Consider the following 21,220-nt stretch of genomic DNA (forward strand, 5'->3'; position numbering starts at 1 on the left):
ATTGTTTTATTTTTATAGATATCCATAACTTCAGTTATTTTTTTAAAAGACTATCCAGAGCGTTTTCTTTGATTATCTGTGTATATTCATTCAAATTCGGATAAATGAATGGCTTATTGATTTGATGAATCACATTGATTTTTCTTTTCAAGTATTTTGCTAAGTCTTTATGTATATTGAAACAATCAAAAGGGCTTAAGTGTAAATTGACGCCATCTTCAAAAATCTTCGGATTGAAGATATCTTCAAGGTTTTTTTCTGGATAGGGATTGAATATAAATAATCCTTCTTGAGGGATTATGTTTTGGTTATAAGTATGTGTGTAAGGCTTATCTGTTCTTATCATCAAATTTTTTGAGGGTTTTATTTTCCCTGTAGATTCTCCTTTCTCTTCAAAATCAGATATGTAAAAGATAAAATTTGAATTTTTTAAATTCTGGCCATGAATGGTCTTTTGAAAATCTTCAATGCTTGGATATTTCCCATAGTCAAAATCAATAATATTCAAAAGTTCTTTAACATAATTGCGTTTGTTTATTCGGTAAATTGAAAAATAATTCTCGATCTTATCTTTTTCATAGGTAAATAAGTCAAGCTTTTCAGTGGCAAAATAAAATGCCACGTTTTGGTTGTAGGACCAATCCATTAACGGAGTTGGAGCGCCATAATGCTGAAGCAAACTTAAAATAGGGAAATCTCTATGGGTTTTTACATTAGTAAAATAAAGGCTAAAAACTTTATTGATTAGTACATTTTTATTTGCATTAATTATCATGGTTTTCACAAAATCCAGAAAATCTTTATTGCCCCATTGATTTAGATTCTCCAATATCCAGAGCCTTTGAGCAGAAGTATAAAGCTTATACTTTGCTTCTTTCGTACCTCTATAAATCAAAGCTGTTGCATCAAGAGATGCATTATCAATTTCAAATTCCTTTACATTTTCAAACCAGATGTCAAGTTCTTCAATTGTATTAATTATAAAACTTTCATCATTTCCATTTCTAAATAATGCTCTTTTTTCATCAAGAGTTTTATATTCCTGTAATTCAGCCATATTGATTCATTATAATTTCCAGATTTCCCGTAGGCGTAATATCTGCTGCGCACCTTTGAAGTTCGATTTGACACTAGGTGGGAATTGTAATTCCATCCCCGTATTATTACCAATTTTCAATTGGCTTTCCTACCTCATCCCCTCTAGGAGAAGGGCGTTTGGTTCTGGTATCTAAGAGATTTCAGAGTCAAAAGGCGTTTTCCGGATTTATGCCCGGATGGGTGCGATAAAAGTTGGTGTAGTCTACCTACCTCATCCCCCTTCTCCTTTAGAAGAAGGCGATTGTGAGATTATATTTTTCCATCTAGTGCTTCCACTAGACTGAGAGGTTCTCCGGATTTAGGCCCAGATTGCTGCTATTAAAGTTGGCGTAATTCCCAGATCCTGTCAGTCTCGATACTTGAGAGCTTCAGGGGATAAAGAACAGTGGCAAGAAAGGGAATAAAAATATAGGAAAACATACCCTATACAGGGTATTTTTTAGATAAAAACCAGAAAGTTATCCACATTTTGGACTTAATATGTGAAGGCAGTTGCGGGAATACTTTCGGTGGTTGATTTGGATTTAAATAGGAAATACCCTAGGTCCATCGGTTCGAATCTTAGCCATCCCGAATAACATCCTACAAATTGATAGTTGCCATCCTTCACAAACCGCAAAAAAGCCAAGCGAATTTAAGGGGCCTTGATGGACTAGCTCATTACTAAAGAGGACAAGGGGCGGCATAAAGCCGCTCACTGGCTTCACTATTTATATCAGTTTCCTTTTTTCCCATCTACAGGCCCCTTATTCAGGGCTTTCTGTTTTACTGTTTTTTCTTTGTGAAAGTGTTTTTATGACGCTCTGAATCTCTCAGATGTAGGTAAATCAACAGTTTCCACCTTCGGGTTTCAGTGTGACAGTATAGCAGAAGAAAGGAAGACTTTGTGTCTTGCACCAAAGAAATCCGCAATGAAGGTCAAAAAGAGTTTAACGCCTAAAAAGGTTCAAGAGGTAATGAAAAAGGAAGGAGTTGATATAAACCAAGCGGAGTCTGAACAATTATTGGACATGATCTATAGGTTTAGTAAATTAGTTGTCGAGCAAATTGTTAAGAAATGACACGAGTTGATCTCTACATCAGAGTAAGCACGGATGAACAGGCTGACAAAGGATACAGTCAGCGATACCAGGAGGAAATACTGTGAATTCAATCACCTGCAGGTTGGCAGCATCGTATTTGAGGATTATTCAGCCAGAAATTTCGACCGACCCGAGTGGCAGAAACTCCTCGCCAACTGTAGGAAATTTAGGGGACAGACCCAACAAATCCTGTTCACGAAGTGGGATCGGTTCAGCAGAAATACCGGGGATGCATACCAGATGATTTCAACGCTATCTAACTTGGGTATAAAGCTACAGGCGATAGAGCAGCCTCTGGATCTGGAAATCCCCGAGCAAAAAATGATGCTGGCCTTCTATCTGGCTGCACCTGAGGTGGAAAATGACCGCAGGGCATTAAACACATTGCAGGGAATGCGGAGAGAAAAAAAGAAGGACGGCACATGGGTACAGCACCCATTGGCTATACGAACACAAAAAATGAGTTTGGAAAGAAGGTCATACAGCCTAAGCAGCCTATGGCAGACCTTGTGAAATGGGCATATGAAGAAGTTGCCAGGGATGTACTGGCCGCAGATCAGATCCGGAAACTTGCAGTAAAGGAGGGATTAAAAATAGGTAGTTCCCAATTCTATAATATGATCAGAAATCCGATCTATTGCGGATACATCAAAATAAGCGCTTACAAAGACGAAGAAGAGCATTTAGTCAAAGGCCAGCACGAGGCTATTGTGTCGGAAGATTTGTTTTACGATGTCCAGGATGTGCTATCCGGGAGAAGACGAAATAAAAGAAAAAGGACAACAAAGGTCAACTCTGTGCCGGAACTTCCATTACGCGGTCATCTGATCTGTCCAAAGTGCGGGAGACAATTGAGTGGGAGCGCTTCACGCAGCGCTCAAAAGAATCTTTACTTCTACTACCACTGTCTATCATCCTGCGGATTTAGGTTCCGTGCAGATAAAGCAAATACACTTTTTGAAGAACAACTTGCCTCTTTTCGTCTGATTAGGGGGCAAGAGCTATATATAGCCGCAATACAGGATTCTTTTAACTCAGTAAATAAGGAATCCAAGACAAGCTATGATCAAAACCTTAAGACTATTCAGGCCTGTAACGAAAAAATCTCAAAAGCAAGGGATCTATTTCTGGAAGACAAACTGGATAGCTCAGACTTCCAAGCAATTAAAGCAAATTGCCAGGAAGAGATAAGGAAAAGTGAAAGAGTGCTCACAACCCTGAATGGAAAGAAGTCGAACTTAAAACCGCAAATAGAACGCGCATTATCCGCTGTTAATCAGTTGGATGAAATCTATAAGCTCTGCAATACGGAAGGAAAGCGGGAAATCATAAGTTCGATATTTCCCGGTAAACTGGTGTTTGAAGACAATATCTATCGAACTAATAGGATCAACTCAGTGATTGAATGTATCTACACTGTAAATCAATCACTTAAAAAATCTAAAAATCCGAAAAAATCTAATTTTTCGGCTTTATCCTACGAAGTAGCCCCGCTAGGAATCGAACCTAGATCTAGCGTTTAGGAAACGCTTGTTCTATCCGTTGAACTACGGGGCCATATTATTTCAAAGATTCTTCGGCGTTTTTGTGCCGTTTTAGCAAATCTCCCGCAAGATAACCCAAAACCTTTCTTTTAGGCAAATATTCTTTAGTCAACTTATGGCTTTACAAGGATTTACACTATCTTTGCACTCCAAAATTAGGATGGACGGGTTCCATCCACTCACTAAATACATTATAATTTATGTCAGTAAAAATCAGATTAGCACGAAGAGGTAGAAGAAAAATGGCTATCTACGACGTGGTTGTAGCTGATGCAAGAGCTCCACGTGATGGACGCTTCATCGAGAAAATCGGATCTTACAATCCAAACACGAATCCTGCTTCTATCAACATCAACAATGAGCGCGCTCTTAAATGGTTGTTGAACGGAGCTCAGCCAACAGACACTGTGAAAGCGATGCTTTCTTACAGAGGTGTCATGCTGAAAAAACACCTTCAGATTGGTGTATTGAAAGGTGCGATCACACAAGAACAAGCAGATGCAAAATTTGAGGCTTGGGTGAACGAGAAAGAAACGAAGATTGCCGGCAAGACAGAAGGTATCACTAAAGCTAAAGCTGATGCACGCCAGAAAGCGCTTGACGCAGAGACAGCTAAAAACCAGGCTAGACTTGATGCGATCAAAGCAAGAGAAGACGAGCAGAAAGCATTGCTAGCTGCTGCTGAAGCTGCCAACAACCCTGCTCCTGTAGTAGAAGAAGCTGCCGCTGAAGAAGCACCTGCTGCTGAGTCTGAGGCTCCTGCAGAAGAGAAAGCTCCGGAATCTGGCGAAGACGAAGCAAAAGCATAATATAAATCCCCATGAATAAGGACCAAAGCTTTCAGTTAGGCTACGTGTCTAAAGTTCATGGACTTCGTGGAGAAGTAATGATCATGCTGGATGTCGATTATCCTGAGGATTATGAGACACTGGAGCATGTATTCCTAGAGCAAAAATCCCGGCTGGTGCCGTTTTTCCTGGAGCATTTTGTACTCCAACCCGGAAACAAGGCATTGGCGAAGTTTGAGGATTTGGACTCACTGAGTCAGGTAGAAGATTTGGTTGGATTGGGAGTTTACCTTCCTTTGACAGCACTGCCTGAACTGAAAGAAGATCAGTATTTCTTCCATGAGTTGATCGGATTCGAAGTCTTTGACGAGACTAAGGGACTGATCGGGCCTATTCAGATCGTCTACGATCTGGAAACACAGAATCTCCTCGGAGTAACACATCAGGAAAAAGAAGTGCTGATACCAATTCAGGACGGAATTATCCAGAAGGTGGACAAGGCAGCTAAAAAAGTTTACTGCCGCTTACCCGATGGTTTACTTGAAATTTATCTGGAAGACTAACCCATGCACATTGATATTATCACTGTAGTACCGGGACTGCTGGAAGGGCCATTTGCACACTCCATTCTGAAAAGGGCGGAGGACAAAGGACTTGCCAGTGTTCGCGTGATCAATCTACGGGATTATTCAACGGGCAGGCAAAAGCAGGTCGATGACTACGCTTTTGGCGGGGGAGCCGGGATGGTGATGTCCATTGAGCCGATCGCTCGATGTATAGAAGCACTTCAGAAGGAACGCAGGTACGATGAGATCATCTACATGACTCCTGATGGGGCTACTTTAGACCAGCCCATGGCAAATGCACTTTCGCTCAACCAAAACCTGTTGATCCTCTGCGGTCACTACAAGGGTGTGGACGAACGGGTGAGGGAGCGCTTCATCACCAAGGAAATAAGCATAGGTGACTATGTACTTTCCGGAGGGGAACTGGCAGCAGCTGTAGTAGTTGATGCCGTGATCCGACTGATTCCGGGCGTATTGAATGATGAGACCTCAGCATTGACAGACTCTTTCCAGGATGGACTGCTGGCACCGCCGGTATATACCCGGCCCGCGGATTACGAGGGCATGAAAGTACCTGAGGTATTGCTGTCCGGACATGAGGCCAAGATAAACGAGTGGAGATTTGAAGCATCGGTTCGCCGGACCCAACAGAGAAGACCTGACTTGCTCCGCAATAAGGAAAGTGGGAAAAGCGATACAGAATCGTATAAGAAGTAATTACATAAGCCACGCGTTGGCAAACAGCGAAAGCATAAAAACATAAAGCTATGAGCGATCTAATGAAAGTAGTAGAAGCGGAATACAGCGAAGCGAGAGCTAAGTTCCCTTCATTCAAAGCTGGCGATACCATCAACGTACACGTACGTATCAAAGAAGGTAGCAAGGAGCGTATCCAACAGTTCCAGGGAACTGTGATCCAGCGTAGAAACCCTAACTCTAACGGTGAGACTTTCACTGTAAGAAAAATATCCAATGGTATCGGAGTAGAAAGAATCTTCCCTATCATCTCTCCTGCCATCGAGCAAATCGATCTGTTGAGACAAGGTAAAGTGAGAAGAGCCCGTCTGTTCTACCTAAGAGGACGTCAGGGTAAAGCTGCACGTATCAAGGAAAAAATCAGAGTGAGAAAGTAAGATTTCACACTCCTGAAATCAAAGAGGAACCCATAGTAGGGTTCCTTTTTTTTGTACCTGTTACTATCAAAGCAACGGGATCAGAATATATACGAAGCTCACACTACCGCCTGCCTTTTCCAGTCTGGGCCAACATTTTACTCTTCTTCTTCCTCTTTCTTGGGCACTGCCGGCTGGCCAAGTCCCACTGCCCCCCTTAAACCGCTGAAGGTGGCGCGCCACCAGCCCCCAAAAATAAACCTGGACTTGTCCCGCTCAAAGTAAATCCTGGACACTACGCGACGGTTAAAGAATTTTCGCGGATTATCGCTTTTGGTAAAGACATTGGCCAGAAAACTCATCAAGCCTAACTTTCCCCTGCCCCGCTGCAGGGTCAGGGAATCCACAAACTCTATTTTCAGATCTTCGTACCTGAAGTTCATTTTACCCCTGGCCACATCATCATCCATTTTGAAATCCCACTTCGCGTCAGTCACTGTACCGTCAAGAATTCTGATAAATGAACTCCGTGTCAACATGTTATTCAGCTTGGTCAGGTCAAACTCTCCCAAGCTCACATCCACATCCATAGGATAGGGATCCCCAAAATTCATGTCGGCCATCAACTCAACCTCCCCATCCCCCATCAGCTTGGCGGTAACATGCAATAAACTGGACTTCAAAGGAAACTCCTCCGTACTTTTTCTCATTGCAAAAGGAGCTATAGAAGCATTGAGCTCATCAAACCAAATTGACCCGGGAAGCATTGCTTTGGGTGCGAACTCCTCATAACGAATGGACCCATCACTTAAAACCACGGAGTCCAACTCCATATCAAATGGGGCGTTCTCCATCAAATACTGCGGCATGGGCTTGATCACCCCTTCTTTGAGAGGAATTCTCTTATCCCTGAACACATCCATCTGCAGACCTTCCAGTCTCAGCACATGGGCCTTAAGGTTTTTATTGGCAAAATAGGAGTCAAAATCTATCCCCTCCAATTTAATCCTTGTCACAAAGGCGTCCAGTGCATCTTCCTGGTGCCCCTTCGCCCGCAAAAACTCATAACGTCCCAACGCAGGCCGGTAATGCACACTATCCAGAATAAAGGTATTATCCAAATACCTGATCTTGCCAATACTTAATTTACTCAGGCTGTCTTTGGTATAAATATCATAATCAGAAAGTGAAAGACTCAGGTCCTTTTCCAATAGAAGCTGGGGATTTACTTTGGTACTTCTCTTCATCAAGTCCAGGTTCAGGCCCTCCAAGCCTAGGCTGACATTGTTGAATGCCATCCTTGGGATCTGGCCGGTCTCTTTATTGTGGAGCGCAATATTCCCCTTGTTGATCAGCACATCCTGAAGCAAAACAGACTCTATCAATCCTCCGCTTTTAGCAGGTACAGAATCCGTCTTTGGGGCAGGCTTTCGTGCTTGGCTTACGGTATCGAGGTAAATATCGATTCTGGGATTCATCAGCCTAAGCTGCGCAAGATCAAGTACCCCGGTGGATTGGATCTCTCGGATGGTATTGTTCCTCACCCCGAGTGTGTCGATTTTAGCAGAAAAAATAGGAGACCCCAGGCTGCCTGATGTAGTACTTGGCACAATCTCGAAGTTAGAAAAGATTGTTTCATCTGCCGTATTGTCCACATACACATCAGAAAATCTAATGGTATGGATGCTGTCCGGCAGGGTATAGGAAAAATCCTTCAGCGTTAGATTGATCTGATCAAATAAGCTAGCGATGTCTTTTTGCGCGTTGGCCGCAGAGTCTAAATTCAACCCTGTGATCCCAAGGTCAAAGTCGGTTTGGATCGACTCAAAATCATCTTTCCCTACCCTATAATTCAGGCTAAGGTTTGAGTTGGTTGCTTCTATTGCCCCGATGGAAACCAGCTCGATGGATTTGGGCAGCGTCTTGCCGGCTACCTGGTCCGGTTTCTCTGCCGTCACTTCCTTCTGGTAATTTCTATTGATCTCCAGGTTTATCTTACTGCCGTCTACTGCGAGCCTGTCAAGTTGCAGCTCGTTCTTAAACAAGAAAGACTCTATATCCACCCCTTCCAGAGACACACTAGGCAGGTTCAACGATAAGGCGATTTTACTCCTTATCGTACTGCTCGGGCTCAGGGTAAGGTTATCAATTTCAATTGTCTTGGAACGGGAGTTAAAGCGGAGGCCATCTGTGTCCACTTCATAATTTCCACCTGCCACGCTAAAGTCATATTTTCTTAAAATCAGATCGATTTCATCCGAAAAAAAGGTCCGGTCAGGACTTTTGGCAAGTCCTTTTTCCAGATAGAATCCCTTCAGGCTCAATGACAGACTATCCTCACTGAGGGAGATATCCCGCTTTCCTGCGAAATTTTTGTACTGTACCTGCCCATCACTGAAGCTTATGGAGTCAATCTGTACAGTGGAGAAATAGGAGGTCAGCAGGTCCTGGATTTCATCAGATGATTCTACCTGGATCGCCGAGGTACCCGTGCTTTCCTTTCTGAACCTTGTGAAACTCGCCACCGGAGATGGGACCAAAATCCGGTTTACCACCAGCTTTTCATCCAGATAAGCGGACATCAGGTCAATCCCCTCCACACGGAACTCAGGAATGGAAATATCCATAATTACCGACTTCCCATAGGTATCCAGGATCACCTGCGTAGAATCCGGGTTTTCCGGCCTTAAGGTGAAATTATTGACCACCACTAAAGACTGCTTGGAATCTATCAGTACTCTATCGGCAAGAAACTCATGGAGATTATCCCGCAGCTTAAGCCTGTATTTGTCCAGACTGAGTATCATTTCCTCTGCCAGAAACTGCTCTCTTACATCGCTGTCCAAATTGGGCTGCAAAAAAACCTTCTCAAGTAATAGGCTGAATTTCTCAAAACCTATATCGTTGCTCCTCACCCCCTTCTCATTCTTGAACTGTACTTCACCAGCTCTAAGATCCACCTTCCCAATGGCAATTTCATTCATGTAGCCTTCCAATAGTTCTCTCACTTGGCTTCTCTCCTTATTTTCTTCAGGCTGGCTGAGCTCGGTGATCTCCACCTTTGGAGATTGGATCAGCATCTCTTCGATAGTGAAAATGCCCTCGTTATACAAGCGTTTCAGGTCGGTCCTGGACAGCTCTAATTTAGGCAGGGAAATACGCATAATATGGCTTGCCCGCCCTTGCTCCAAGGCATCGGCTCTCGGTTCCACAGTCACATTCTCAATGATAATCTCATCTTTGAACGAGGACACGCTCACCCGGTCCCCATAGATTACATGGACTTCGTCTGAGAGGTACAGGTCTGCATTTTCGATATCCATAGCAGCCTCCTCTCCATAGAAAAACTGATCTGTTTTTCTCGACTCATCTTCTCCCAGGTAAAAATTGATCATCTTGAAATCAAGTTTTTTGATATCAATCCGATTCTTAAGGGTATCTGACAAGCTAAATGTTGTGAACTGCCCATTATTCACGGACAGCTCCTGCACTTCAAATGACTTGAGTATGCCTTCAATCAATTCATTCAGATCCCCGGTTGCCGTACTGTCCTTTTCGCTTAAATCGTTGTTCTGGACCATAATCTCCGGATCGTTCAGGACAATTTCATCTATCCTGACATTTGAGGTCATGAACACCTCATTCAGATCAACATTCCCGACCCGCAACTCGCTCAGGTAAACATCGTAATAAGCCCTACTTTCACTGGATTTATCCGAGTTAAGCCTGAACCCGTTTATATCGATCACGTTTTCCATGGAGCTTATGTATACTTTCTCTGAGCGGATGGAATGCACGCCATCAGGCAAAGGGAAATCCACATTTTCCAGGTCAAACTCAAACCCCCGGGCGTTGAAAGGAGTCTTCCATTCCTCCCTTGTCGTCCAGTCGATGTCCTTCACAAGCAACTTTGTATTCTCGGCTTTTAGGGAGTTTTTACTCAGAAAGTTCAAAAAGAATAAGTCCGCATGGTCGATTTCCAGTTCACTTATGTAGACCCCGGTGAAATTGATCTTATCAAAGATCTTTTTAAGCTCGTATTCGAGTGCCTTTACAGGTGAGCCTTTTTCATGAACTTCTTGCTTAGCATCATCACTGCCTCTGGGGTTAGCTCTCGGCGGCAGATCCATGCTGATATTTGGGTTGTCAAACGCTATTTTACCCACATAGACCACTTCTTCAGAGAAACTGTACCAGAGGTTCTTCAGTGCCAGCTGGTCTAATGTCAAATCAAACAATGCCTGATTCTGGCCAGGTTTACGCTCACCCAGCGGTTTCATTATTATCCCATCCATGAACAGCCCCCGGCGTAGCAAAGAAAACCTCACCCGGTCAAAATCAACCTCATATACATCCTTGGCAGCTTCATTGATCTTTCTTCTGGCCCAATTGGACAGCACCAGGTCAGACCCGAAATAAACGATGAATTCCAGAAAAAGTACGGCCAGAAAAATAAACATGAGCCATCGCAGTGCCTTCTTTCTCAAAGGATGTCTGGAATGCTTCTCTCTATGTTCTTCTGTCATTCAGCTGGTTTTTTGTCTAAAATAAGTATAAGAACTAATTTAAACGAAAAAAGCAGCACTTGGGTGCTGCTTTCTATGCTGTAGGAGAAGGATTCGAACCTCCACGGGGTAGTTAGGCAATAGTCCGGTTGAATTACGCTTTCTACTTGATTCCCCACCCCCGAGACAGGAGGGCTTGTCTGCCAATTTCAACATCCTACAGTGATGGATTCTTTTGCTACTGTCCGTTTGACAGTATGCTGTTGATTTCCGTTGTCATCCGAAAAAACAAAAGTTTAATAGGTCTGAGAAGCAAATTCTACTGCGTGGCAAAGTGAAATCACTTAGACAGTTTTAAATTTTGCTGGGTCAAAATTAGAAATACCATTGGTTTATTAAAATTTTGATAACATTTAATTTATTTTTTTACAGTCGAATCAATATATCAGCTATTATGTTAAATTATTTATAAATACAACCCCAAAATATAGCTTCATATTAGTGATTTAATAATGAGCATTGAGGGCGATTTCACCAAATCTTATTGGGAGATATTGATTAAAATCAAAATTTCAGGAGATCGTAATAAAAACGCTTAAGGGCTGGGACTTCACAAGCGGAGAGGAAAGAGGGATTTCTATAAAAATAACCTGCGGAGATCCCCGCCTTTCCCAGCGATCACCTGAGCGTCAGACATGCGGGAATCAATAGAAAAAGGGCATAAAAAAAACCATGAAACAAAATTCCATGGTTTTAGTCAATTAACAATAAACCCAAAATAACCTGCTGTAGGAGAAGGATTCGAACCTCCACGGAGTAGTTAGGCAAATTTACGAGCTCGCTAAATGCTTTGTCCTATGACCTCCACCCCCGAGACAGGAGGGCTTGTCTGCCAATTTCAACATCCTACAGTGTAGTGTAATTCAATGTATTTTGAGTGCTTACCGTTTGTTTGCTCTCTTTCTATGATTCAAATATAGCAGGTCGGTTTGTTTATTAAAAATAATTCAAAAATATTTCTGAATTTTTACAGTATTTTTAATGAAATCGATTGAAAAATACCATTTTATTAAAATGAGCTTTATTTTAAGCACTCCTTTTAACTATTTTTCAATGAATCTTCTGAATATTGCTAAATAAGCCATTAAACCGCCTTTTTATTACCAAAATCACAACTTTTTAAAGGAATTATTGCGTATTATCTAACAGAAACCTGATTATTCAAAGTTCACATAATTCTCCCATTTGTCCAAAACTGTCTGAAAATCCTCCGGAAGCGGCGCCTCGAAGTACAGTTTTTCGTTGGACACAGGATGTATAAAGCCCAAAGACATTGCATGGAGCGCCTGTCTTGGCAATAGTTCAAATGCATTGTGGACAAAGGCTTTGTATTTGGAGAACTGGGTGCCTTTGCGGATTTTATCCCCTCCATACATGGCATCATTGAAGAGCGGATGCCCCAAATATTTCATGTGGGCACGGATCTGATGGGTACGTCCGGTTTCCAGGTTACACTGGATAAGTGACACATACCTCAGTCTTTTGAGCACTTTCCAATGGGTAACCGCATGCTTTCCCTGGCTGCCATCCGCAAACACATCCATGACCTTGCGGTTTTTGGCACTCCTGCCTACATGACCGGTGATCGTTCCCGAATCCTCTTCCGGTTCCCCCCACACCAATGCCAGATAGGTACGCGCAATGGTATGATGAAAAAACTGCTTTGCCAGATGGGTCATCACCTCCTCGGCTTTGGCAATCACCAGTAGACCGGAAGTATCCTTGTCTATTCGATGAACCAGTCCAGGACGGCCTTCATTTCCCTTCATTTCCGGTAACTGCTGAAAATGGTACACCAGTCCATTCACCAGTGTGCCAGACCAATTGCCGTGGGCAGGATGCACAACCATTCCCGCAGGCTTGTTTACCACCAGTAAATAGTTATCCTCAAACACAAAATCAAGTGGAATATCCTCCGGCACCACTTCTGTATCTCTTGGAGGCTTGCCCATCATCACACGGATGTCATCCAGTGGCTTTACCTTATAACTGCCCTTGACTGATTCCCCATTCACCTGGATCGCCCCTACATCTATGGCCTGCTGGATCTTATTGCGTGTGGCAAAAGCTATTTTGTCCGTCAAAAACTTATCGATCCGGGTTGGGGTCTGGCCTTTATCGATTACAAACCTGTAATGCTCGTAAAGGTCTACTTCTTCCTCATCAAAATCTTCGTCTGCTTGCATGCTCATGCTGCAAAAATAAGCTTATCAGGCTTAACTTTGGCACTTCTGCAAAAAAGCCCCCAAAATGCTGTTTTCAAATCCTGTTCCTGTCCAATTGCTTTCCCATCCAATCCTTGCAGGAAAAGGGCTCGAATTGGCCGTTAAGCGACTCGATCTGGTACATCCTGCCATTTCAGGCAACAAATTCTTCAAACTCAAATACAATCTGGAACAGGCCAAAAGTGAAGGAAAAAGTAAGATTTTGACCTTTGGAGGGGCTTTTTCCAATCATATCTACGCCACAGCAGAAGCAGCAAAAGCTGAAAATATGCTAGCAATCGGTGTTATCCGTGGAGAAAGAACAGAACCTCTAAACAGGACACTTTCACATGCTGAAAGCCTGGGAATGCAACTTCATTTTATTGACCGGAGTACCTACAAAAACAAAACAGAACCTGGATTCCTGGTGGGACTGAAAGAAAAATTCGGGGATTTCTACCTGATTCCGGAAGGCGGGACCAACGGATTGGCTATCCGGGGAACCTCAGAAATCTTAACCCCGGAAGATCAGAATTTCTCATTTATCTGCTCATCTATCGGCACAGGAGGCACTTTTGCGGGACTATATTCTTCACTCTCTGCGCACCAAAAGCTGCTCGGTTTTTCGGCCCTGAAGGGTGAGTTCATCCATCAGGAAATTTCCGGTCTGACAGGTAAATACCACCTCAGCAGTCCCGGGTCCTATGGGATTTTCACCAATTATCATTTTGGCGGCTACGCCAAACATAGCCAGGAGCTGATCGATTTTATATGGGCCTTTTACGAAAGTTTTGGAATCGTTCTTGATCCTGTTTATACCGGAAAAATGGCTTTTGGGATCTGGGATCTGATCAAGAATGACTACTTCGCCAAGGGATCAAAGATTCTGATGATCCATACCGGAGGGCTTCAGGGAAATACAGGATTTACCGAAATGACAGGTATAAAGCTTCCCGGTTCTGAGTAAGCTCCTGCGGATTTGAAATCCCGGGGATGTCCCGATTTTATGCAATCCAGATTGCGCAGAATCTGGAAAATCCGGACATTTGACAAAGACCCTTCTATCTGTTACACCTTAAGCTGATGGCAAAAAACAAGAAAAGAAAAAGCACACCTAGTAAAAATCAGGCAATCAGCCCAAAGAAATACCTGCAGACCAAAGCCAGGCAATTGCCTATTTACGCATGTTATATAAATAAAGAATGGGAAACCTCAAAACTAGCCCAGATTTTCATAGCCAGAAGACATAAGAACGGAAATGTCACATTCGCGGGATATCTCACAGACCTGCTTGGCTTAGGCGTGAAAGACGCAATGTATAATTACAACCTGCCTTTATCTGAGTTTGAAGAACTATTGGACAGCGCGGGGGAAAATATGGTTGAATGCGACTACGTTTTAGCGCATAATCTGATCTATGGAGCTGTAGAATTTGCCTTGGATTATGACGTCATACCTCATAAAGACTGGGAAATAGCCCGGTACGTCCTCGAAGAAGATACCGAGGATATCCCGCTGATGGAGCTGGAGTTTGGGGTGAACGGAGTGCCGGCATTTGTGCTAGCTAAGAACGAAGAATTTTTCCGGGATGAAGATGATGAGCCTGAGTACGGGGATTTATCAGAAGGGGAAATGATGAGAGAGGCCCAGAAGCTTGTTTATGCCCCCATTGATCTTGCTTATGAAAAGACTTTCCCCATCACAGCTGATGATCACTCCCAGCGGATTAAAGATGCGCATCGGCAACTGACAATTACCGAAGAACCTGAACATCAAATGCCCGAAGAGGAAGCAGACGCATTGGAAGCTCTGTATTATGAGCTCTATGAGCTCCAGAAATCAGGGGATAAGCCTGGAATAAAAAAGTTCAGAGACCAAATTTCAGATAAAATCAAACAATACCCCAAGCAGCCGATCTTACTAAACTACCTGGCTAACAGCTATTTTCTGGCGGGTGATGTGGCAGAGGGTGCAAAGCAATTTGAGCAATGTGTAAGGGATTTTCCTGATTATCTGCTGGGCAGGTTATTCTATGCCTTCCAGTTGACACAAAACAAGCAATACGCAAAAGCCTGGGAGGTTATCGAAGGCAAATCTGAATTGCAGGAGCTTGTGCCAAATAGAAAGTCCTTTCACCCACAGGAGGTGTATGTTTTCTATGCTGTGGTCATATTGTGTGCTCTTTTCTACGAAAATAACCTGGAAAAAACTTTTCCATACTACGAGCTGATCCTTGCCAGTGATGTTGATCCACTGCGCTGGGTATCGGTAGGCAGAGCGGTATTTGAGGTATCACAGGCAAAGGTGAATGCATTGGAAAGCAAGTACAATAAGGCTATAGTGGAAATCGTCGATGAATTGGGTGTTATGCCTGAGGCTATTCGGGACCTGTAACCCCGAATAGCGATATCCTGATTGCTGTATTAAGCACCCGGGTCCTTCAGCGTAAAAAAATCTTCTGACTCCTGGGGATGGATCTGAAGCACATTTGCCAAGACTAAGCGCACCAATGTTTTAGAGGCCAGAAATCTGGGCAGATTTGCCAGACCGGCAAATTCATGCAACGTGATCCTGCCGGATTCCCCCAAAGCCTTCATCAGGATTTCTTCCTTTCTTCCATAGGTAAAGACCATATCCCTGGGATTCCTGCCCCTGCGTAAAATCTCCCAAACTTCCTTACTTGCCTGTACAGACCGATCTGCAACACGGATGAAAGCTCTCTTCTTATCCTTCTCTTTAAGATAATGTGGACGCTGGGAACTTACCGGAACCTTAAAAACCGCCACTCCCTTCTTCTCATTGATCTTTATAGAAAACAACTCATATTCCAGTCTGGGGAACACAAGCTCCCTGATCGCTTTTTCCATTACAAAAACCTCTTCCTCTATGTACCGCTGCCCGCTGACAGTACCGTCGTCGTCTATCCCTATTAGCAGCTCTCCGCCGGAAGTATTTGCAAAGGCAATCAGCTCACGGACTATCTTCTCCGGAAAAGTCGCTTTCTTCTTAAACTCTATTCTCAGTCCCTCGCCTTTCGCAGCGAGAAGCCTCACATCCTGCAGCGTCATTTTAGTAGATTTTCAGTAGAAATGATGATGACTAAACGGTTTATGATCGGGAATATGAAGGGACCAATTCGCCTCCTAAGCAATAAACGGAGAGCGAAGAAATAAGTAGTATCATCCCTCCACATACGCATCCAGACCAGTGATACCCAACAATTGCACACGTGGTGTATCCTTGGAGCCTACCGCGGTTAAAGACGGCTAGTTGCTCACTCCACGGTTCAGTTGCTCCAATCTGGATTTCTGGGACTGCCACTCATCCCGAAGGCGCGCAGCTTCCATGAAATTGAGTTCTTTGGCAGCTTTTTCCATTAGCTTTTGCGTTTGTTGGATCAATTTCTCCAGCTTTTCCTTACTCAGGAATTGTACCACCGGATCTGCGGCCATACTTTCCTCTCCCGGCATAGGCTCAGCATAGAACTTGGCGTTTCGCTTGGAATCCGCCACTTTGGTCTGCCCCATGATTTTATCATGTGATTTCACCACTGTAGTCGGAGTAATGCCGTTCTCAGTATTGTATTCGATCTGGATCGCCCGTCTCCGCTTGGTCTCGTCAATAGCCAGTTGCATGGAATTCGTGATTTTATCCGCATACATGATTACGCGGCCCTCGGAATTCCGTGCGGCACGGCCAATTGTCTGCACCAGGCTCCGCTCATTTCTAAGAAAACCCTCCTTGTCCGCATCGAGGATTGCCACCAGCGACACTTCCGGCAAATCCAGGCCTTCTCTCAATAAGTTTACTCCGACAAGCACATCAAAGATCCCCAGGCGCAGTTCACGCAAAATCTCCACACGGTCCAGCGTCTTCACCTCTGAGTGGATGTACCGGGACTTCACACCGGCTCTTTCCAGAAATTTCTGAAGCTCTTCGGCCATTCTTTTGGTCAAGGTGGTCACCAGTGTCCTTGCACCGGTCTTAATCGTCTGGTCTATCTCCTCAAGCAGATCGTCAATCTGATTTTGGCTTGGTCTTACTTCTATGGTCGGATCCAGAAGCCCTGTAGGACGTATAATCTGCTCTACCACCACACCTTCGGCTAATGACAACTCGTAATCCGCCGGTGTCGCAGAAACATAGATTACCTGGTTGGTCAGGTCCTGAAACTCTTCAAACTTCAACGGCCTATTGTCCAGAGCCGAAGGAAGTCTAAAGCCAAAATCCACCAGGTTGACCTTTCTGGACCTGTCCCCTCCCCACATTGCTCGCACCTGGGGCAAGGTCACATGGCTTTCATCCACGACCAACAGAAAATCATCCGGAAAATAATCCAATAGGCAGAAAGGCCTCGCACCCGGGGCTCTGCGGTCAAAATACCTGGAATAATTCTCCACTCCCGAGCAATAGCCCAGCTCCCGCATCATCTCCAGATCAAACTCTGTCCGCTCCTGAAGCCGCTTCGCCTCCGCGAACCGGCCTTCCCTTTCGAAGAAATTAACCTGGTCCACCATATCATATTGTATTTCATGAATGGCGGTCTGCAGGGTATCCTTGCCCGTCACAAACAGGTTTGCCGGGAAAATAGAGATGATCTTCTCGTCATTGAGCTTTTTGCCAGTGGCCGGATCAAAGCGCTGGATTGCCTCAATCTCATCCCCCCAGAAGAAAATGCGGTACCCCCAGTCCGCATAGGCCACAAAAATATCCACGGTATCGCCCTTCACCCGGAAAGTACCGTGTGTCAGCTCATGCTGGGTCCGGCTGTAAAGGATGTCCACGAGTTTGAAGAGCAACTGATTTCTGGGAATCCTATCCCCCTCCTGCAGCTTGATAACATTTTTCCCAAACTCGTCCGGGTTCCCTATACCATAAATACAGGAAACCGATGCCACCACGATCACATCCCTGCGTCCTGTGAGCAATGCGGAGGTTGCACTCAAACGAAGCTTCTCAATTTCCTCGTTGATCGAAAGGTCCTTTTCTATATAGGTGCCTGAAGTAGGGATAAATGCCTCGGGCTGATAATAGTCATAGTAAGAAATAAAATACTCTACTGCATTGTCAGGGAAAAACTGTTTGAACTCTCCATACAGCTGCGCTGCAAGCGTTTTGTTGTGGCTCAACACCAAGGTTGGCCTTTGGGTCTGCTGGATTAGATTGGCAATGGTAAACGTTTTACCAGAACCCGTAACACCTAATAAAACCTGCGCCTGATCGCCGTTATTCACACCTGAGGTCAGCTGTTCTATAGCCTTAGGCTGGTCTCCTGTAGGTTGGTAATCTGAGATAAGTTTGAATTCCATAAGCTATGTCCGAAAATATCCAACATCAATCCCCTATAGAATAGTTTAGGGGACCAGAGAAAATTATTTGGGGATATGTTTGAATTTACCAAGGTTATAGTACAGGTAATTTGTTCTGAGAATAAGCACCAACAGCAAGGGGATAAGACTTGGGTGAAAAGACTGCCACCCCAAAATCCAAAAGACCACTGCCGCATCTGCCATGATCAAAGCAAACAGTAAATATTTCAACACCCACGGTTTAACGGTTTTCCTTAGCAAAGCGACAGCAAGGACGAGGTGCCCCGGAAAAGCCCACAGAATATTCCAGTTCCATTTGGTAGAGGGAATCAAGGAATAGATCCATAGAAAAGCGATCACCAGACCTACGGTTCCCAGTATCCCAAAAAAGGCCACGTCAAAACCTATGTAGAGTTTTTTCTTTCTGAAGCCTAGAAAGGTAATGGCTGTAAAGAGGATGGCTACTACCCAGAAAATCCAGTAGGGGTTTACTGCTCCAAAAGAGCCTTCAGGTTTTTCAAAATCCAATAGTACCCTACTTTCTGCAACCAGGGGACGCGTAGGCCCGTCACCCTGGATCTCTGCCCTGGCAAAGGCTTGCTCCATATACTTAGGCAGAAATTGTTCTTCCTGCGGAGTAGCATCTCTTTCCAGCTGGGAGCCTAAGGCCAAATCAATTCCCAGATCAGACCAGGACATGTAATAAACCATCTCGTCTATCAGCTCACGAAAACTTTTGTCCACAGCTTCCTGACGCTCATCATGCCAGATCAATTGATCGCCAAGCACCGTGCTGATCGCATCCCGCACCCGGGTGGCGCAGTTGTCAAAGAAAAAATCGTAACGATAAGCCCGGTTCTCGGGTAGGTAGTTGTTTTCCAAAAACCGGATCAACTCGATTTTCTGCTGCTCGTTGAGATTCAGTACCTGCTCCCGTACACTGCGATGAAAGTATTCATACTCAGCCATAAAGCGGTCATAGGTCGATACGGAGAGGTAATAATCCAATCTGCCTCCCGCAAAATTGAGTACAAAGTTTGGTGCGCCAAAGTCAAACGTACCATAGTTAAAGACCATGTCTCTGCCTGAAGTGAGATCCAACACGCGTATTCCACTATGCCCAAATGAACTGTAAATCTGCTCTCCGGGGTCACAGGTCAGCAAACTGATTTGAAATTGCTGGACTTGCGCAGAACCCAATCCACTGATAGTCAGCAAAAAAATTAAACTAATTACTATTTTTTTAAAGTTCATTTCACCAAATTAACAGACCCTTTTTTGCACCGCTTTTTAGCATGGATACGGACAAACTGTTGCCCGGGAGGAAATTTTTCAATGCCGAATATACTTCATATTCCCGGTAGTTGCTTTTTGTTGCCTGTACTTAAACGTCTCATTCCCTCAGGAAATTGACCCTTGCCGCAGGGCTGCTTCAGGGAATTTTGGAAATACCGCAATCCGGGAGCGGTATGATGGAATAGGTGGGACAGTTGCTCCCAATGGGGGGAAATTCCAGTTACCTGAATCAGTTGACAGGCCCCACATTAAACGGAAAACAAGAGGTAAAGCGCTTAGTTGTGCAGGGGCAGGATAAAAGCTGAACCGCAATGAATTCAAGCTGGACGTCCGGGGAACACTTCCGGCATTCTGCGGCGCAGCTCCCGGAATTCCGACAGGGCCATGGAATAGCCAAAACCGGGAAGGCAATTCTATTGGAAGCACCATGGCATTGTAGGGAACATCAAGAATTATCATTCCATGCTTGGGGCGGCTTTACAACCCAAAGTAGCTATACAGTAGTCGCTGACCCCGAAAATGGAAACACCTTAAGAGTTGAAGAGCCCAAAACCATTAAAATCAAAGTAAGAATCTGTAATTGACTGAGGCTAAAAAAGACCTCCTATCGCCTAATACCCCTCCCTCTGTCCGGAACATCAGTTTTTTGTTAAGTTGAAATTGCATACCCACCACAGCATTCCATTTTTCTTTTACTTGTTTATCCATACTATATCGGACAATCGCCTGCCCATCAGCATTCTCAACAAGGTCTACTATAGGTGTAAGAATTTCATCTGCTTTCTCCAATTTAGCTCTATCTACAGGATTAGTGGGATTTAGGCCGTCATACCATGTCCAGTAATCTCCCACAAACTCGTCTCTACGTGACCAGACATCCGGTGGCAGGGCATCAATGAGTTTGATTTCCCCTTCTGTGGTGGAAGCCATGACAGCACTCATCCCACCAACCCAGAAAGCAAAATTTCTATCCGGCTTTGCATTAAAGGTAAGCGTCCGCCCTATTCTAATCCCCAATACATTTACATTGACAGCCCTATCCAACAATTCAGGTTTGTTCCATGTCCAATTGGCGTCCACAGACATCCAGACTGGCCCAATCCCAAATGCTGACATAACCCCAAACCCTGCAGTGGAAATGCTTTGCTCTACAGATGTCTGTAAAGAAACCGGGGAAGTTATGTTAACCTTAGTGTGTGAATTACCATATCCAAAAACACCGTAAACATTAAGAAAAGGTAATATCCATAAATCAGGACGAACATTTACGGTGCTTGCAGAATTTACATTTCTTCCAAATTCAATAAAATCAACAGGAGTCAGCCCTATCTCAGCATTGTCTGTTTCCAGTCCAAGTTCAAGATTATCCAACACAACTTCTTGTTGTATCCACATGTAATTGGCCATTATACCTACAGGATAGGGTATATCAAAGCCCTTCTTATATACACCCTGCCCCAGAATCGGGAACGTATAGTTATATTCTACCTGCTTTATGCTATCTGTATATGCCTCATACTTTGACTTTACTTTCTTTGAGGCATATTGGGCCAGTAAGTCATTAGGAAAAAAACCCAACAGCAGAAACAGGGCACTAAAACTGAATGACTTCATCATAAGAGATCAATGAAAACAGAAAACCCAGACACTAAGCAA

General features: G+C 44.0%; 16 protein-coding genes and 1 tRNA gene. 8 read left to right on the forward strand and 9 right to left on the reverse strand.

Features of this window, described 5'->3' with window-relative positions; all coding sequences use genetic code 11:
• Nucleotides 1-34: 34 nt before the first annotated feature.
• Nucleotides 35-1,057 (reverse strand): FRG domain-containing protein, encoded by a 1,023-nt coding sequence (locus tag AS141_RS16865; protein ID WP_057938865.1) that lies wholly within the window; start codon nt 1,055-1,057, stop codon nt 35-37.
• A 1,135-nt stretch (nt 1,058-2,192) separates the two neighbouring features.
• On the opposite strand from AS141_RS16865, the gene AS141_RS26895 reads away from it, so the two are divergent.
• Both AS141_RS26895 and AS141_RS26075 read left to right on the forward strand, forming a co-directional pair.
• Nucleotides 2,193-2,693, forward strand: coding sequence for a recombinase family protein (locus AS141_RS26895; RefSeq protein WP_057938866.1), 501 nt, complete (start codon nt 2,193-2,195; stop codon nt 2,691-2,693).
• Nucleotides 2,678-3,703, forward strand: coding sequence for a recombinase family protein (locus tag AS141_RS26075; protein WP_232424953.1), 1,026 nt, complete (start codon nt 2,678-2,680; stop codon nt 3,701-3,703). The genes AS141_RS26895 and AS141_RS26075 overlap by 16 nt, the downstream gene beginning before the upstream one ends.
• On the opposite strand, the gene AS141_RS16875 is transcribed toward AS141_RS26075, so the two are convergent.
• Nucleotides 3,666-3,737 (reverse strand) — tRNA-Arg (locus AS141_RS16875). The two genes, AS141_RS26075 and AS141_RS16875, sit on opposite strands and share 38 nt — an antisense overlap.
• Before the next feature lie 187 nt (nt 3,738-3,924).
• Between AS141_RS16875 and AS141_RS16880 the strand changes: the two genes are divergently transcribed.
• From AS141_RS16880 to rplS, 4 genes are read left to right on the forward strand one after another with little or no spacing between them, the layout of a single operon-like run.
• Nucleotides 3,925-4,533, forward strand: a complete 609-nt coding sequence (locus AS141_RS16880; RefSeq protein WP_057938867.1) for a 30S ribosomal protein S16 — start codon at nt 3,925-3,927, stop codon at nt 4,531-4,533.
• Nucleotides 4,534-4,544: 11 nt separating this feature from the next.
• The gene (gene rimM, locus AS141_RS16885; RefSeq protein WP_057938868.1) at nt 4,545-5,075 is read left to right on the forward strand and encodes a ribosome maturation factor RimM; all 531 of its coding nucleotides are present in this window, start codon (nt 4,545-4,547) and stop codon (nt 5,073-5,075) included.
• 3 nt (nt 5,076-5,078) lie between these two features.
• Entirely contained in the window at nt 5,079-5,795 is a 717-nt protein-coding gene (gene trmD, locus AS141_RS16890) for a tRNA (guanosine(37)-N1)-methyltransferase TrmD (RefSeq protein WP_057938869.1), read from the forward strand.
• 50 nt (nt 5,796-5,845) lie between these two features.
• Nucleotides 5,846-6,211 carry a 50S ribosomal protein L19 gene (gene rplS / locus AS141_RS16895; RefSeq protein ID WP_057938870.1) on the forward strand — a complete coding sequence of 122 codons (366 nt, stop codon included), beginning with the start codon at nt 5,846-5,848 and terminating at the stop codon, nt 6,209-6,211.
• Nucleotides 6,212-6,348: 137 nt separating this feature from the next.
• On the opposite strand, the gene AS141_RS16900 is transcribed toward rplS, so the two are convergent.
• The gene (locus AS141_RS16900; protein ID WP_057938871.1) at nt 6,349-10,716 is read right to left on the reverse strand and encodes an AsmA family protein; all 4,368 of its coding nucleotides are present in this window, start codon (nt 10,714-10,716) and stop codon (nt 6,349-6,351) included.
• 1,196 nt (nt 10,717-11,912) lie between these two features.
• A complete protein-coding gene (locus AS141_RS16905; protein ID WP_057938872.1) occupies nt 11,913-12,947 on the reverse strand; it encodes an RluA family pseudouridine synthase in 1,035 nt (344 codons plus the stop codon).
• Nucleotides 12,948-13,005: 58 nt separating this feature from the next.
• Between AS141_RS16905 and AS141_RS16910 the strand changes: the two genes are divergently transcribed.
• Nucleotides 13,006-13,926 (forward strand): 1-aminocyclopropane-1-carboxylate deaminase/D-cysteine desulfhydrase, encoded by a 921-nt coding sequence (locus tag AS141_RS16910; protein ID WP_057938873.1) that lies wholly within the window; start codon nt 13,006-13,008, stop codon nt 13,924-13,926.
• Between the two features lie 116 nt (nt 13,927-14,042).
• Nucleotides 14,043-15,353 (forward strand): tetratricopeptide repeat protein, encoded by a 1,311-nt coding sequence (locus AS141_RS16915; RefSeq protein WP_057938874.1) that lies wholly within the window; start codon nt 14,043-14,045, stop codon nt 15,351-15,353.
• A 29-nt stretch (nt 15,354-15,382) separates the two neighbouring features.
• On the opposite strand, the gene AS141_RS16920 is transcribed toward AS141_RS16915, so the two are convergent.
• The 5 genes from AS141_RS16920 to AS141_RS16940 form a co-directional block, all read right to left on the reverse strand.
• Nucleotides 15,383-16,027 carry an AlbA family DNA-binding domain-containing protein gene (locus AS141_RS16920; RefSeq protein ID WP_057938875.1) on the reverse strand — a complete coding sequence of 215 codons (645 nt, stop codon included), beginning with the start codon at nt 16,025-16,027 and terminating at the stop codon, nt 15,383-15,385.
• A gap of 198 nt (nt 16,028-16,225) precedes the next feature.
• Nucleotides 16,226-18,268, reverse strand: coding sequence for an excinuclease ABC subunit UvrB (uvrB, locus tag AS141_RS16925; RefSeq protein WP_057938876.1), 2,043 nt, complete (start codon nt 18,266-18,268; stop codon nt 16,226-16,228).
• A 63-nt stretch (nt 18,269-18,331) separates the two neighbouring features.
• Nucleotides 18,332-19,522, reverse strand: a complete 1,191-nt coding sequence (locus tag AS141_RS16930; RefSeq protein WP_057938877.1) for a lipoprotein N-acyltransferase Lnb domain-containing protein — start codon at nt 19,520-19,522, stop codon at nt 18,332-18,334.
• Nucleotides 19,523-19,669: 147 nt separating this feature from the next.
• Nucleotides 19,670-20,023: a hypothetical protein gene (locus tag AS141_RS16935; protein WP_057938878.1), complete on the reverse strand. Its 354-nt coding sequence runs from the start codon at nt 20,021-20,023 to the stop codon at nt 19,670-19,672.
• Between the two features lie 102 nt (nt 20,024-20,125).
• Nucleotides 20,126-21,181, reverse strand: a complete 1,056-nt coding sequence (locus AS141_RS16940) for a hypothetical protein (protein ID WP_057938879.1) — start codon at nt 21,179-21,181, stop codon at nt 20,126-20,128.
• Nucleotides 21,182-21,220 lie beyond the last annotated feature (39 nt).

The organism is Algoriphagus resistens (assembly GCF_001442615.1).
Classification (GTDB): Bacteria; Bacteroidota; Bacteroidia; order Cytophagales; family Cyclobacteriaceae; genus Algoriphagus; species Algoriphagus resistens.